This is a genomic window from Pseudomonas sp. GL-B-12 (assembly GCF_019955895.1).
GTDB lineage: Bacteria > Pseudomonadota > Gammaproteobacteria > Pseudomonadales > Pseudomonadaceae > Aquipseudomonas.
Genome location: NZ_JAHBCX010000007.1, coordinates 44,917 through 58,086 on the forward strand (window position 1 = coordinate 44,917; position 13,170 = coordinate 58,086).

Sequence of the window (13,170 nt, forward strand, 5' to 3'; positions counted from 1 at the left end):
ACTCAGGTCCGCCGGCTTGCGCGTTGACTGCGATAAGTATCCAGCACCACCGCCACCACGATCACCGCGCCGGTAATGATGCGTTTGGTCGGCTCGGTTGCCCCGATCTGCGCCAGCCCCGCGGCCAGCACGGAAATAATCAGGACGCCAAAAAACGTGCTGATCACCGAACCGCGCCCGCCCATCAGGCTGGTCCCGCCGATCACGACGGCTGCGATCACCTGCAACTCAAGGCCGGAGCCAGCATTCGGGTCGGCGGCTTCCAGGCGAGAAATCTGGAACAACGCGGCAATACCGGCCAGCAACCCCATCAGGCTGAAGACCAGGATTTTGTAAGGCTTCGGATTGATCCCCGCCAGTCGCACGGCCTCTTCGTTGGTGCCGATACCGATCAGGTAGCGACCGAACACCGTGCGGGTCAACACGGCCTGGGCGATGAAAATGATCAGCAACGCAATGATGAACGACGGTGAAATGCCGAAGGCGATCGGATTGGACAACCAGGCGAACGCATCGCCGATATAGGCCGTACGCGAACCGGTCATCTGGTACGCCACCCCGCGAGCCATTTCCAGCACGCCCAGGGACACGATGAACGACGGAATCCGCCACGCCACAGTGATCGAGCCAGTGATGGTACCGGCGAGCGCCGCGACGGCCATGCCGAGTAGCGCCGCCGGCAGCACGCCCCAGCCCCAGCCAAGAATCGCCACGCTCACGGTCGAGGCCGCCAGCGCCAGCACCGAGCCTACCGACAGGTCGATGCCTCCGATGATCAACACAAAGGTCATGCCGACCGCCAGCACCATCAGGTCCGGAATCTGGTTGGCCAGGGTGCTGAAAGTATCGTAGGACAGGAAGTGACTGCTCAGCACCGAGAACAGCACGATCATCGCCAACAAGGCACCCGCCAGGCCCAGATAGGTGCCCAGGCCGTAGAAGTTGCCACTGCGTGTGCCGGCGAAAGAAGCGGTTTTCATGGAAGATCCCTAGGCGCGGCTTCAAAGAGCTGCGCATCACGTTTTTGGTAGCCGGCGAAAGCAGCGGCGAGCAACTCATCCTGGGTCCAGCTGTCGCGATCGAATGTATCGATCAGGCTTCCTGCCGACAGCACACCGATCCGGTCGCAGATCAGCATCAGCTCGCGCAAGTCGCTGGAAACCACCACCAGCGCCTTGCCCTGGCGAGTCAACTCGCCGAGCAGGTTGTAGATATCGAACTTGGCGCCGACGTCGATGCCGCGGGTCGGCTCGTCGAACAGCAGCACCGAGCAATCGCGCTCCAGCCAACGGCCGATGACGACCTTCTGCTGATTGCCGCCGGACAGCTCGGACACCAGCTGTGCCGGACCGGAACTGCGAATGCGCATGGCGTCGATCTGACGCTGGGCCAGGGCGCTTTCGCCATCGTTGTCGACAAACCCCGCACTGGAGATGCCGGGCATGTTGCCCAAGGCGATATTGGCGCTGATCGACTGCGTCAACAAAAGACCTTCACCCTTGCGATCTTCAGTGATCAACGCGATGCCATACCCGACCGCATCCACCGGCGAACGCACATTGATGACCTGCGCCGGCGCCCCCAGGGCAATCGTGCCGCTGTCGGCGATATCGGCACCGAAGATCAGACGCAGCAATTCGGTGCGCCCCGCGCCGATCAAACCGGAAATGCCGAAAATCTCTCCGGCACGGACTTCGAACGACACGTCGCGAACCTTGTCGGCACGGCTCAGGCCCTTGACCGTCAACGCCGGAGCGCCGATCTTGCGCGCCCCCAAATCGATGTGTTCGCCAAGCTCGCGACCGACCATCAGCGTGACCAGTTGCTCGCTGTTGTAGTTGGCCATCGGCTCGACACAAACCAGGTTGCCATCGCGCAGCACGGCAATGCGTTGCGCGACTCGCGCAAGTTCTTCGAGGCGATGGGAGATATAGATGATCGATACGCCGCGCGCCTGCAGGCGGGTGATCTGCTCGAACAGCATTTCGACTTCGCGTGCAGTGAGCATCGCGGTCGGCTCGTCGAGAATCAGCACATGACAATCGCCAATCAGGTTGCGGGCGATCTCGACCATTTGCTGGTGGCCGATACCCAGTTCGCCGACCAGGGTATCCGGGTCAATGGCGTCGAGCCCGACATGCGCCATGGCCTCGATGGCAGCCTTGCGCAACTGCTTGCGACTGATCCAGCCGCCTTTGCTGGGCAGGTTGTCGAGAAACAGGTTTTCCGCCACCGACAAGGTCGGCAGCAGATTGAGCTCCTGCATGACCATGCGGATACCCAGCGCTTCAGCCTGAGCCCGACTACCCGGACGATAGTCCTGCCCCTGAAACTGCATCTGGCCGGCGGTCGGCGTGACCAGCCCGCCAATAATCTTCGAAAGCGTGCTTTTGCCTGCACCGTTCTCGCCGGTCAACGCCAGCACTTCCCCGCGCATGAGCGTCAGGTCGATGCCGGCCAGGACCGGTTGGGCGTAGGTCTTGCCGATACCGCTGACCGAGAGGACAGCGTTCGGAGTGCAAACTGACATAAAAACTCTCCATGCGCTCGTCCGGCTGGACGAGCGCCGTTGCGTCGCCAGAAGGCTACTTGGTGACCAGCTCTACCGGCGTTTCGATCACGCCATTGGCGCCGCCGTCGACCTGCTCGCCCTTGAGAATCTTCAATGCAGTCTCGATGCCGAACACCGCCTGTTTGGCCGCAAACTGGTCCGCGGTGGCCAGCACGCGACCATCCTTGAGCATTGGCTGGATGGCATTGATATTGTCGTAGCCGACCACCTGCACCTTGCCGGCCTTGCCTGCGGCGCGCACCGCAGACACCGCACCGACCGCCATGCTGTCGTTGCCGGCCAACAGGGCCTTGGTTTGCGGGTATTCGCTGAGAATCGATGCAGCTACCTTGTTGCCCTTGTCGATCTCCCAGTCGCCGGATTGCAGGGACACGACCTTGATCTGCGCCGCCTCCATCGCATCCTTGAAACCTGCGGTCCGCTGCTGGGCATTGGTGGTGGTGGACACACCTTCGACGATGCCGACTTCGTCACCGGCCTTCAGCTGTTTGGCCAGGTAATCCCCCACCAGCCGTGCGCCCTTGCGGTTGTCCGGGCCTACGAACGGAACATTGATGTTTTTGCTTTTGACCACGGCGGGGTCCAGCTGGTTGTCGATGTTGATCACGGTGATACCGGCATCGATGGCTTTCTTGATCACCGGGACCATGGCCTTGGAGTCTGCCGGCGCGATCACCAGTGCGTTGACCTTGGCCAGGATCATTTGCTCGACGATGCGCGTCTGGCCTGCGGTGTCGGTTTCATCCTTGATGCCGTTGGAGATGAGCTCGAATTCGCCGGAGTGATCTTTCTGGTAGGCCTTGGCGCCGTCTTCCATGGTCAGGAAGAACTCGTTGGCCAGGGATTTCATGACCAGTGCGACTTTCGGCTTTTCAGCGGTTTCAGCAAAAGCCGAAGAGACAGGCAATGCAGCGGATGCGGCAGCCAGCATAGCGACAGCGAGAAGACGTCCAGCGAATGGCAGCTTCATGGGTTCACTCCGATCTTATGATTATTGTGAGCAACGCTTGCGCTGGCGTAAGCTTCACGACCCACCGCGATGAAAAGTCATCACTGTCGTCGCGCAAACGTTTGCGTGAACCAAACTATGCGAACCCTGCCGGTATTTGTCAACGACCGGAAAAGTGCTTTCACGGATGTTTAGCGAAAAACAGCATTCAGCTCATGCCGTGGTGTTGACCACCGATCCCGTGCCAGAACCCTTGGCCAGCTCCTTGATCAGGCTCGCGCTCACTTGCAGGATGGCGCCGTTGGTGTCGGCAACCTGCCCCTCAATGGCCGCTACCGCGGTGGTCTTGGCTTGCGGAGTCGGATAGGACGCCGCCTGGGTTTGCGCCAGTTGCTGCTGTTGCTCGCGCAATTGCTGCTGCAACTCCTTCAGACGCTTGAGCAGGACCTTCACCGTAACGCTGGTGTTGTCGCTGGTTTGCGATTCGGCCTGTGCGCCGGCACTTTCTCCCAGACCTACCGGGCCCGTCTTGACCTGGGTGCCGTCACTTTCCTTTGCACCCGGCGTTTGAGCAGCCGCATCAGCTGTCACATCGCCTAAAGCACGAATGGTCGTCGCAGCCTTTCCCCCGATGGTGATGCCCGCGGCATTTGGGAAGCCAATAGATAACGACATGTGAACTCCTGCAGAAAAAGATCCCTTGAAGGAGCATCGACCGACGCGGGTGCTTCTTTAGTCGTTAGTGATGATTTGACCCGTTGAAATCTTAAACAAGACCGCGATCCGTTTCGGAGAGCCGAACGCAAAAGTTAAACATGTTCGGCATTCCGGACGCCCCGACCCCGGAACCGCCCCGGACACAAACAGCAATACCGTTACAAATCATTAACTTAAGCGTGTTTTTCGATTCAGAGTATTACTGGTACAGATCCTGCTCTTCCTCTCGCACCCTCGGCGTTCAGATTCGCCCGGGGCGCATCTAGATGAACTTGCATCTGCACCGTCTCACAACTAGAAGAGAAAAATAATGACATCTGCACTCAAGACCTTTGTTCCGGGCGCCTTGGCCCTCCTGCTGCTTCTGCCTACCGCCCTTCAGGCCAAAGAAGCCGAAACCCAACAGAAACTGGCCAACGTGGTAATCCTTGCCACGGGCGGCACCATTGCCGGCGCGGGCGCCAGCGCCGCCAACAGCGCGACCTATCAAGCGGCGAAAGTCGGCATTGAACAGTTGATCGCCGGCGTTCCAGAACTGAGCCAATTGGCTAACGTTCGCGGTGAACAGGTCATGCAAATCGCCTCCGAAAGCATCACCAACGAAAACCTGCTGCAACTGGGTCGCCGCGTAGCCGAACTGGCCGACAGCAAAGACGTCGATGGCATCGTGATCACCCACGGCACCGACACCCTGGAAGAAACCGCGTACTTCCTGAACCTGGTGGAAAAAACCGAGAAGCCGATCATCGTCGTGGGCTCCATGCGCCCGGGCACCGCGATGTCCGCCGATGGCATGCTGAACCTGTACAACGCGGTGGCCGTGGCCAGCAGCAAAGACGCGCGGGGCAAAGGTGTGCTGGTGACCATGAACGATGAAATCCAGTCGGGTCGCGACGTCAGCAAAATGATCAACATCAAGACCGAAGCGTTTAAAAGCGCCTGGGGTCCGCTGGGCATGGTAGTAGAAGGCAAATCCTACTGGTTCCGTTTGCCAGCCAAGCGTCACACCATGGATTCCGAGTTCGACATCAAGACCATCAAGAACCTGCCTGACGTCGAAATCGCCTATTCCTACGGCAACGTCAGCGATACCGCCTACAAGGCCCTGGTTCAATCCGGCGCCAAAGCCATCATCCACGCTGGCACCGGCAATGGCTCGGTATCGTCGCGGGTAGTCCCAACCCTGCAAGCCTTGCGCAAGGACGGCGTGCAGATCATTCGCTCCTCCCATGTCAACGCTGGCGGCTTTGTATTGCGCAACGCCGAACAGCCTGACGATAAATACGACTGGGTCGTGGCCAACGATCTGAACCCGCAAAAGGCGCGGATCCTGGCGATGGTCGCGCTGACCAAAACCAACGACAGCAAAGATCTGCAACGGATGTTCTGGGAATATTGATTCGCCCTCGCCCGACCGGATCCGGTCGGGCACCCCGTGCGCCATTCGCCAGCCTTGGCGATTGGCTGCCGCTGGATCTGACAAAAAAACTCCCTTCGTCTTACGCCAAATGGAAAAAACCGCTGTCAGAGGATTTTCTTGATTTTTAAGCAGTTGCGAAATGTCCTACAGTTAAATACTGTATGCACGTACAGCCTAATAAGGATAATTCCGTGGACACCACCTCCTCCTCTCCTGACACCTATGTACGCATGGGCCTGCGCGTTCAGAAAATCATCAACTCTCCCACCGCACAAAAGGCCAGGGCAGCGCTGATCTTCCGCCTTCCTGACGAACCGGTGGATGAATGGGAACGCTTGCTGGAAGAAATCGACGAGAACGACAACGTCACCCTCGCCTATCGCGACGATGGCGGCGTGCAGATTTTCTGGGTTGTGCCGAAGGAAGATTGAGTCGATGAGTGCCCGCTGGTTTGCTTTGCTGTTCCTGTTTTTTGTCGTGGGCGCGCAAGCCGACGCTCCGCGCACCTTCACCGAAGCGAAAAAGGTGGCGTGGAAGCTCTACGCTCCCCAGTCCACCGAGTTTTACTGTGGCTGCAAGTACACCGGCAACCGGGTGAACCTTGCTGCCTGCGGTTATGTGCCACGTAAAAATGCCAAACGCGCAGCCCGCATCGAGTGGGAGCATATTGTTCCGGCCTGGCAAATCGGCCATCAACGCCAGTGCTGGCAACAGGGCGGCCGCAAGAACTGCACCCGCTACGACCCGATTTACCAGAAGGCCGAGGCTGATTTGCACAACCTGGTGCCCAGCATTGGCGAGGTCAATGGCGATCGCAGCAACTTCAGTTTCGGCTGGCTGCCCGAGCAGTCGGGACAATATGGATCCTGCCTGACCCAGGTCGACTTCAAGGCCAAGAAAGTCATGCCCCGCCCTTCCATTCGCGGCATGATCGCCAGGACCTACTTCTACATGAGCAAGCAATATGGCTTGCGCCTGTCGAAACAGGATCGGCAACTGTATGAAGCCTGGGACAAAACCTATCCGGTACAGGCCTGGGAGCGCCAACGCAACCAGAGCGTGGGGTGCGTCATGGGGCGCGGCAACGAGTTCGTTGGCCCGGTAGACATGAAGGCCTGCGGTTGAATCCAGACACTGAAACAAAAAAGGCCTCGGGGCTAAACACCCGAGGCCTTTTTTGTTTCTTCAACGTCAGCGCTACAGAACGTTATTGAGCGGCCGGACGCTCAAGCACCAGCAATTCGATGTTCTGTTTCTTCGAGCGAGTGAGCGCGGCGCGGACTTCATCCTGCCTGGCTTCGGCTTCGGCTTTCGAATTGAACGGCCCCATCAGGATTCGGGTATTGCCATTCTCCTTGACGACGCTGGACATGAAACTGTGCTCGATCAGCCAGCCACTCAGATCGCTGACCGCTTGAGGGGTTTCACCTCGCACTTCAAGATCCCATTGCGGGCCGGACACTGGCGCGGGTACCGCAGCCATGGCCGGCTTAGGCTTCGGTGCATCCACACTGCTGCCCTCGCCACATCCCGCCAGCGCCAATATCGCGACGACCAAAACCATTTTGCGCACGGCGTTTCCCTCTAAATGCCTAAAGCGCAGATTTTAACATCCATGAATACTTCGCGAGTGCCGTAAAATGGACTCAAAACAACGAGAATGATGGTTGCGGCCTCTGTATAGTTACGCCTTGGGAATTAATGCCGCATCTGCGCGTCAGAAAGAGGCACCCAAACCGTGAGACTTCGCACTAATCTATACATACCACCGACCTCTGCACTGTCCGAATCAGGTGCCCCACAAAGCAATCAAGGAGAAGACCATGCTGATACTCACCCGCAAAGTCGGTGAAAGCATAAACATTGGTGATGACATTACGATCACCATCCTGGGCGTAAGCGGCCAGCAAGTCAGGATCGGCATCAACGCCCCGAAGGACGTTGCAGTGCATCGTGAAGAAATTTATCAGCGCATTCAGGCCGGCCTCACCGCCCCGGAAAAGCCGCAACCCTGAATTCTGCTGTAGTCAGTAGCCAGCCCGTTCAGCCCGGAACCACGGCTGGCTAAAGATTCATCACCCCATTGCCCTCCGCTTGCGCCCCCACTCAAACCCCAGGGGCCGATACTAGCGGCAAGCTCCACTCTTTTGCTGTCAGACTTTTCTGGTTTACCCCAGGGAAGGACGCATTCGCTGCGTGGTTAACCAAGCATCACGCCACGTGCCATGCCAGTCGCCGCCACCACCATCAATAGCACCAGCAGCGCCTCGATATGACTGATCCGTGCAAACAGCTTCGCACGGCCGGTATCGACAGCCACTTTACGGCCCAGCGCTATCCGCCACTTGATCAGCGTCACCATGGGTGCGATTTCCAGCAGCAAGATCAGGACGAACAGCGTCATCTTCAGATGAAACAGCGGCTGATGCAGGTAATAGTCCGTGCCTTTCTCGTACCCGCCAAACGCTCGCATCCCCCCACTGATCAGTAAAACGACAGCTGAAATACCCCAGATATTGTCCGCCATCAGAACACTGCGCACTTCTGCCGCCCCTTCGGCCAAACGCCGAAAAGCCGTGCCTCGAACCAACACCGCCCAAAATCCCAAGGCCAATGCCAGAAGATGAACCGCCGCCAGAAACCAGTGAGTCAGCATCGAGAAACTCCTGCCAGGTCGAAGTTGTATGAGCCTGTCAGTAGTAGCCCATGAAATGGCTGCTTGCACGGCATCTGCGGACAATGTCCGGAACATAAAATGACAGACCAACTAGACTCCACTGCGCTGGTATTGAGCGTCCGTGACAGTACCGGCCCCGACACCAACTCACTCTCACCGCATTGAACTGAGTAAACAAAATCATGTGTGAATCATGTGATTCAAGCTCTGCTTCAAACACAACAGGCCGTCGTCGTTTTCTTCAATTTGCCGGATTGAGCGCAGGCGCCCTGCTGCTGACCGGCACACTGCCCGGCAAGATCATCCAGGCAGCCGAAAAAGCGACAGCCCCACCCAAACCTCAAAACGTAATCAGTCCCGATATGGCGTTGAAAAGACTGATGGAGGGCAATGAACGATATGTAAGCGGTACGTCCAAGACTCATGATTTCAAAGCCGAGCGAGAGGCCCTGGTGTCCGGTCAGAATCCGTTCGTGGCAGTGCTGAGTTGCTCTGACTCGCGCATCGCTCCGGAATATGCGTTTGACACCGCTCGAGGCGATCTTTTCTCCATCCGCGTCGCGGGCAACTTCGTTACCCCGGAAGGCTTGGCCAGTCTTGAATATGGGGTTGCCGTACTGGGTGCCCCGCTGATTCTCGTACTTGGACATGAGAGTTGCGGCGCCATCGAGGCCGGTATCAAGGCCGTCAAGGATCAGACGATTTTCCCCGGCCATATCCCGAAACTGACTGACGCACTCAAGTCAGCCGTCGAGACCGTACTCAAACAGCCCGGGAGCTTGATGGAAAACGCCACCGCGCAAAACGTCAAAAATTCGGTCAACAGCCTGAAACAGGCCTCGCCACTGCTGACTGATGCGCAGAGCAAAGGCGCGCTGAAGATCGTGGGAGGTATCTATCGCCTGGCAAGTGGCAAGGTAGAGTTGATCGTTTGACCCACAATGCGCACATCACCAGCATCGGTGCATATCCGCGTATGTGAAGAGCCCAGCGCGACGGCTGGGCTCTGGTTATTTTCGATTTTCCATCATTTTGTCAGCGAGGGTTTTGGCCCTCTCGATCAACAGGTTCTGCCTGTCTTCGTGAGTAGCCCCGCCAACAACCGGGGCAGTCAAATTGCTTTCGGCAATCAATGCAGCGCAGAAGTATTGATCCCAGACAGCCTTGTCCACAGATGCCGGTTTGATGATTTGATCGACGTTCATAGGCGGCTCCTTTCAATGAGGCAGCACCACTAGTTTACGCCCGAATGACCAAGAATCCTGGCCATCATTCACAGTGGCCCGCCATTCGTCGCTTGCCAAAACACAACGAGGAGTTCGCCCGCATCCGTGGCTTGGGGCTTGCTCAGATCGCGCGTAGCAGCGCCGGAACGACATGATTCTGACGCAGCGGCCACTCAATCAATGCTTAAGGACGCCAGCGATACGCTTGGTCAGTCGCCGGGAGATGTAACGTGTCAACGCTCAACGAAATCGCAATGAACCACGCGAGAATGGCCAAGGAAAAAGCACAAAAGTCGACCGAACTGAGCGAGCGCCACCTCCAGGTCGTAGGGAGCTTGGAGGTACCGTCCTATTTTACTCATTCGGGCATCTCATCTTTCAAACACAGCGAAGTGACCGCCAACTGGATGCCAGGCTCAGCAAATAACACGCAATTACTTGTGGATTGAAAATCCATAGACTAAACATAACCCCACAGTCAGCTTCCCCACAAACCAATAATGATTCTTGGTACTAGTAAGGGTTTTATGCTCCTTGCCGTACGAGCAAACAAACGCGGTCCTTCAAGCGCAAGCATTGTAATTGTCAAGCCTGGCACTACAGCAGGCGCTGTCTGTAGCAGTGAGCATCTTTAGATAAAACAAGTGCGTTGTGCGAGCTCATGCCTTGAGCAAACGCCAGCGCCTGATTAGTCGTTAGTTGACCAACTCACTCATCCGACTTGACGAATGGAGATGTAGGTTCATGAAAACCCCACTACCGAGAGCCGTTGGTTGTGCACTGGTATTGCTCGCCTCCTTTGGATCTACGCTCGCCCTTGCAACGGACATCACTCCCGCCGAAACGAAAGCCATCGCCGAGGAAGGCTACGTCTACGGCCTGCCCATCGTGATGAATTACGCGATCATGTACGACTATGCGGTGGACAAGAACTCCAGCCAGTTCAAGGCGCCGTTCAACCAAATCGACAGCCTGCATCACGTCGCTACATACAAGGACACGGCCATCATCTCGCCGAACAGCGACACACCATATTCCATGCTGTTCATGGACCTGCGCAGCGAGCCGATAGTGCTATCGGTGCCAGCGGTCGAGAAGCCGCGGTACTACACGGTGCAGCTTATAGACGGCAACACCTACAACTTCGGTTACATCGGCGGCCGCGCCACCGGCAATGAAGCCGGCGATTACATGGTGGTCGGCCCCGATTGGAAAGGCACGACTCCGCAGGGCATCAAGAAAGTGTTTCGTTCCCGCACGCAACTCCCCTTCGCAGTCTTTCGCACCCAGCTCTTCAACCCGGCGGACATGCCGAATGTCGTAGCGATCCAATCAGGCTACAAGGCTCAGCCGCTTTCCACCTATCTCAAGCAGCCTGCGCCACCGGCCGCCCCGACGATCGACTTCCCGAAGATCAACAAGAACCTCGTGAAGACCGACTTCTTCAAGTATCTCGACTTTGCCTTGCAGCTCGCCCCAGCTACACCGGATGAAGCGGCGATCCGCGCGAAACTTGCCCGTATCGGCATTGGCGCCGGCAAGGACTTCAACTTCCAGGATCTGTCCGCCGAACAAAAGGCCGCAGTGGTTCAGGGCATGCAAGCCGGGCATGTAAAGGTCGAGGATGGGATAAAGAATCTCGGCACGAAGATCAATGGCTGGAACATTGCCGGTGCCGGCGGCGACAGCGCCTTCTACAACGGCGACTGGCTCAAGCGTGCTGCCGTCGCGCAAGCAGGCATCTATGCCAACGATGCCGAGGAAGCCACGTATCCGCTGTCCAAAACCCTGCCTAATGACGAGTCGCTCGACGGCAGCAAGCACAACTACACCATCACCTTTCCCGCCGAACAACTCCCGCCAGTCAATGCCTTCTGGTCGGTGACGATGTACGACGGCAAGTCGCAACTGCTGATCAAAAATCCGATCAATCGCTACCTCATCAACTCGCCGATGCTGCCCGACATGAAGAAGAATGCGGACGGCTCGTTGACGCTGTACATCCAGAAGGATTCGCCCGGTGCGGACAAGGAACGCAACTGGCTGCCTGCACCGGATGATCTGATCTACCTCGTGATGCGGCTGTATTGGCCGAAGACGGAAACGCCTTCCATCCTGCCTCCCGGCAAAGGGACGTGGAGCCCGCCCGAGATCGTCAAAGTCAATTGAGCAAGTTGTTGTACCGCTACCCACTCAGGTGCCAACAAAAGAATACGGGGGAGTCGGATGCGAATTAAGCACATTCGATCCGGTCTTAACACAGGGTCATACGTCAATTATGACCCTGCAGCCCTGTTTGCAGAATTGATTACCAGCGCACGCCTTTAAAGGGATTCCAGCCCTGTTCGCATTTGTCCCGAGTGCGCCTTCGCCCACCCCGTACAAATAGCGATCCATTGCGTGGTCAATCCTGCAGCCACTGGCAGCGCCACTAGGTACTGGCAGGCATGACACCGCCAACACACAGAGCCGCAATGGCCTTTACGATGTCATGAACATTCTGCAAGAAATCCAGGACAACAAAAAAGGGCTCACCTTTCGGTGAGCCCTTCCAGATCGCCCGGTAGAGCGGATTTTGTTTGATAGACACGATGACCAATTGGTTGATAGCTAAAAGCTACTTCACCACGTACCTCGCGCCGTGTGGATCGTCAAGTTTTGCCTGCAATATCCCCCACTCGCGCTGAATGATCGAGTAAGGAATAAAAATGCTGATCCTCTCAGCCCCCTTTACGCCGGAGTTATTGCTCACATCGTTCAGAGTGGTTGAGTAGAAACCGATATTGATGCCGACAATACAGCCGTCACTGGTGAGGACCGGCCCACCCGACATACCCTTGACCAGCGGGGCATCATGGATGGCATAGAGATCACCGCTGTGTTCATCGGCATTGACGAACGGCGTTTGATACACCTTGCCTTTCCCGGTAGCGGTCATGAGGTAAGGACTCGCCCCAACGGCAGTGATGCTCTCGCCCACACGCGGTGCGCGCCATGATGGGTAGTGGCCGTTGGCCTTGTGCAGGATGAAGACGAGATCGCAGCCTGTGCTGCAACTGTACTTCACGTTGGGGATGAACGGAGTGTGGCGGGTGGTTACCGCATAGTCATCGTTCCATTGCACGGCCGAGGCCATGTATAGATACGGTGCGGGAAACCCCGAATAGACTGAAAAGTATGAATCATTGGCAGGACCCGAAAAGTCGGGTTTTACGATGCCGTTGCATCCTGCAGTTACAGCTCCAATTAAAAAGTAGGCCATGATCTTGATCATGATATATCACCGACTTAATTGGGAGAATGTGACTGTTTTTTGTTGTCAGTATTTTGGCTTTTTGTAGGGTTGCAGTACTCCTCGCCGCTTGTTCTAGTTGGACGTTTTCTTACTTATGGCTGAGATTGTAATGACGCGTATGAATAAATCGCGCTAAGGCCAATTGCTTTTCGATCAACTCCAAAGTTCAATTATTTGGCGCCTGAAAAATGTTAAAGACGAGTAAAAAAAACAAGAGTTTCTATAGACTCCTTCGTTAGTGACGCCTGCCTGAATCAATCGCAATGCCCGTCACCCACAAGAGCGACAAGAAGGCTGTTGGTAGTCCAATCGTC

The 13,170-nt window shown here is 56.7% G+C and carries 15 protein-coding genes; 7 read left to right on the plus strand and 8 right to left on the minus strand.

All coding sequences use genetic code 11. The annotated features are described in order from the left end of the window. Positions 1 to 2 precede the first annotated feature (2 nt). The 4 genes from KGA85_RS04195 to KGA85_RS04210 form a co-directional block, all read right to left on the minus strand. Positions 3 to 980 (minus strand): ABC transporter permease, encoded by a 978-nt coding sequence (locus KGA85_RS04195; protein ID WP_150752675.1) that lies wholly within the window; start codon positions 978 to 980, stop codon positions 3 to 5. Beyond that, positions 977 to 2,530, minus strand: a complete 1,554-nt coding sequence (locus KGA85_RS04200) for a sugar ABC transporter ATP-binding protein (protein ID WP_223454344.1) — start codon at positions 2,528 to 2,530, stop codon at positions 977 to 979. The genes KGA85_RS04195 and KGA85_RS04200 overlap by 4 nt, the downstream gene beginning before the upstream one ends. A gap of 55 nt (positions 2,531 to 2,585) precedes the next feature. After that, a complete protein-coding gene (locus tag KGA85_RS04205; RefSeq protein WP_223454342.1) occupies positions 2,586 to 3,542 on the minus strand; it encodes a sugar ABC transporter substrate-binding protein in 957 nt (318 codons plus the stop codon). Positions 3,543 to 3,734: 192 nt separating this feature from the next. After that, a complete protein-coding gene (locus KGA85_RS04210) occupies positions 3,735 to 4,196 on the minus strand; it encodes a hypothetical protein (protein WP_223454341.1) in 462 nt (153 codons plus the stop codon). Between the two features lie 352 nt (positions 4,197 to 4,548). Between KGA85_RS04210 and KGA85_RS04215 the strand changes: the two genes are divergently transcribed. From KGA85_RS04215 to KGA85_RS04225, 3 genes are all read left to right on the plus strand, one after another. Continuing rightward, on the plus strand, positions 4,549 to 5,637 hold the full coding sequence (locus tag KGA85_RS04215) for an asparaginase (protein ID WP_223454339.1): 1,089 nt from the start codon (positions 4,549 to 4,551) through the stop codon (positions 5,635 to 5,637). A 182-nt stretch (positions 5,638 to 5,819) separates the two neighbouring features. After that, on the plus strand, positions 5,820 to 6,089 hold the full coding sequence (locus tag KGA85_RS04220) for a DUF1654 domain-containing protein (protein ID WP_223454337.1): 270 nt from the start codon (positions 5,820 to 5,822) through the stop codon (positions 6,087 to 6,089). A 4-nt stretch (positions 6,090 to 6,093) separates the two neighbouring features. Beyond that, positions 6,094 to 6,783 (plus strand): endonuclease, encoded by a 690-nt coding sequence (locus KGA85_RS04225; RefSeq protein WP_223454335.1) that lies wholly within the window; start codon positions 6,094 to 6,096, stop codon positions 6,781 to 6,783. 82 nt (positions 6,784 to 6,865) lie between these two features. Here the strand turns inward: KGA85_RS04225 and KGA85_RS04230 are convergent, their stop codons facing one another. Beyond that, positions 6,866 to 7,231 (minus strand): SPOR domain-containing protein, encoded by a 366-nt coding sequence (locus KGA85_RS04230; RefSeq protein ID WP_223454333.1) that lies wholly within the window; start codon positions 7,229 to 7,231, stop codon positions 6,866 to 6,868. Between the two features lie 250 nt (positions 7,232 to 7,481). On the opposite strand from KGA85_RS04230, the gene csrA reads away from it, so the two are divergent. Next, complete coding sequence (gene csrA, locus KGA85_RS04235; protein WP_053161267.1) at positions 7,482 to 7,673, plus strand: carbon storage regulator CsrA; 192 nt, start codon at positions 7,482 to 7,484, stop codon at positions 7,671 to 7,673. Between the two features lie 185 nt (positions 7,674 to 7,858). Here the strand turns inward: csrA and KGA85_RS04240 are convergent, their stop codons facing one another. Continuing rightward, complete coding sequence (locus KGA85_RS04240) at positions 7,859 to 8,314, minus strand: DUF2214 family protein (RefSeq protein ID WP_223454331.1); 456 nt, start codon at positions 8,312 to 8,314, stop codon at positions 7,859 to 7,861. A 203-nt stretch (positions 8,315 to 8,517) separates the two neighbouring features. Here KGA85_RS04240 and KGA85_RS04245 point away from each other — a divergent pair, with 203 nt between their 5' ends. Continuing rightward, entirely contained in the window at positions 8,518 to 9,270 is a 753-nt protein-coding gene (locus tag KGA85_RS04245; RefSeq protein WP_223542931.1) for a carbonic anhydrase, read from the plus strand. A 75-nt stretch (positions 9,271 to 9,345) separates the two neighbouring features. Here KGA85_RS04245 and KGA85_RS04250 read toward each other — a convergent pair whose 3' ends face one another. Beyond that, positions 9,346 to 9,540: a hypothetical protein gene (locus tag KGA85_RS04250; protein ID WP_150727129.1), complete on the minus strand. Its 195-nt coding sequence runs from the start codon at positions 9,538 to 9,540 to the stop codon at positions 9,346 to 9,348. Between the two features lie 251 nt (positions 9,541 to 9,791). Here KGA85_RS04250 and KGA85_RS04255 point away from each other — a divergent pair, with 251 nt between their 5' ends. Both KGA85_RS04255 and KGA85_RS04260 read left to right on the plus strand, forming a co-directional pair. Beyond that, positions 9,792 to 10,010, plus strand: a complete 219-nt coding sequence (locus KGA85_RS04255; protein ID WP_223454327.1) for a hypothetical protein — start codon at positions 9,792 to 9,794, stop codon at positions 10,008 to 10,010. A 295-nt stretch (positions 10,011 to 10,305) separates the two neighbouring features. After that, positions 10,306 to 11,730, plus strand: coding sequence for a DUF1254 domain-containing protein (locus KGA85_RS04260; RefSeq protein WP_223542932.1), 1,425 nt, complete (start codon positions 10,306 to 10,308; stop codon positions 11,728 to 11,730). A 448-nt stretch (positions 11,731 to 12,178) separates the two neighbouring features. On the opposite strand, the gene KGA85_RS04265 is transcribed toward KGA85_RS04260, so the two are convergent. After that, the gene (locus KGA85_RS04265; protein ID WP_223454323.1) at positions 12,179 to 12,835 is read right to left on the minus strand and encodes a serine protease; all 657 of its coding nucleotides are present in this window, start codon (positions 12,833 to 12,835) and stop codon (positions 12,179 to 12,181) included. Positions 12,836 to 13,170: the final 335 nt, after the last annotated feature.

Excerpts from the sequence above, each read along its gene's own strand:
- KGA85_RS04250 (WP_150727129.1), bottom strand. The coding sequence starts at position 9,540 with ATGAACGTCGATCAAATCATCAAACCGGCATCTGTGGACAAGGCTGTC.
- KGA85_RS04205 (WP_223454342.1), bottom strand. The coding sequence starts at position 3,542 with ATGAAGCTGCCATTCGCTGGACGTCTTCTCGCTGTCGCTATGCTGGCT.
- KGA85_RS04225 (WP_223454335.1), top strand. The coding sequence starts at position 6,094 with ATGAGTGCCCGCTGGTTTGCTTTGCTGTTCCTGTTTTTTGTCGTGGGC.
- KGA85_RS04220 (WP_223454337.1), top strand. The coding sequence starts at position 5,820 with ATGCACGTACAGCCTAATAAGGATAATTCCGTGGACACCACCTCCTCC.
- KGA85_RS04260 (WP_223542932.1), top strand. The coding sequence starts at position 10,306 with ATGAAAACCCCACTACCGAGAGCCGTTGGTTGTGCACTGGTATTGCTC.
- KGA85_RS04195 (WP_150752675.1), bottom strand. The coding sequence starts at position 980 with ATGAAAACCGCTTCTTTCGCCGGCACACGCAGTGGCAACTTCTACGGC.
- KGA85_RS04245 (WP_223542931.1), top strand. The coding sequence starts at position 8,518 with ATGTGTGAATCATGTGATTCAAGCTCTGCTTCAAACACAACAGGCCGT.
- KGA85_RS04215 (WP_223454339.1), top strand. The coding sequence starts at position 4,549 with ATGACATCTGCACTCAAGACCTTTGTTCCGGGCGCCTTGGCCCTCCTG.
- KGA85_RS04210 (WP_223454341.1), bottom strand. The coding sequence starts at position 4,196 with ATGTCGTTATCTATTGGCTTCCCAAATGCCGCGGGCATCACCATCGGG.
- KGA85_RS04200 (WP_223454344.1), bottom strand. The coding sequence starts at position 2,530 with ATGTCAGTTTGCACTCCGAACGCTGTCCTCTCGGTCAGCGGTATCGGC.
- csrA (WP_053161267.1), top strand. The coding sequence starts at position 7,482 with ATGCTGATACTCACCCGCAAAGTCGGTGAAAGCATAAACATTGGTGAT.
- KGA85_RS04240 (WP_223454331.1), bottom strand. The coding sequence starts at position 8,314 with ATGCTGACTCACTGGTTTCTGGCGGCGGTTCATCTTCTGGCATTGGCC.
- KGA85_RS04265 (WP_223454323.1), bottom strand. The coding sequence starts at position 12,835 with ATGATCAAGATCATGGCCTACTTTTTAATTGGAGCTGTAACTGCAGGA.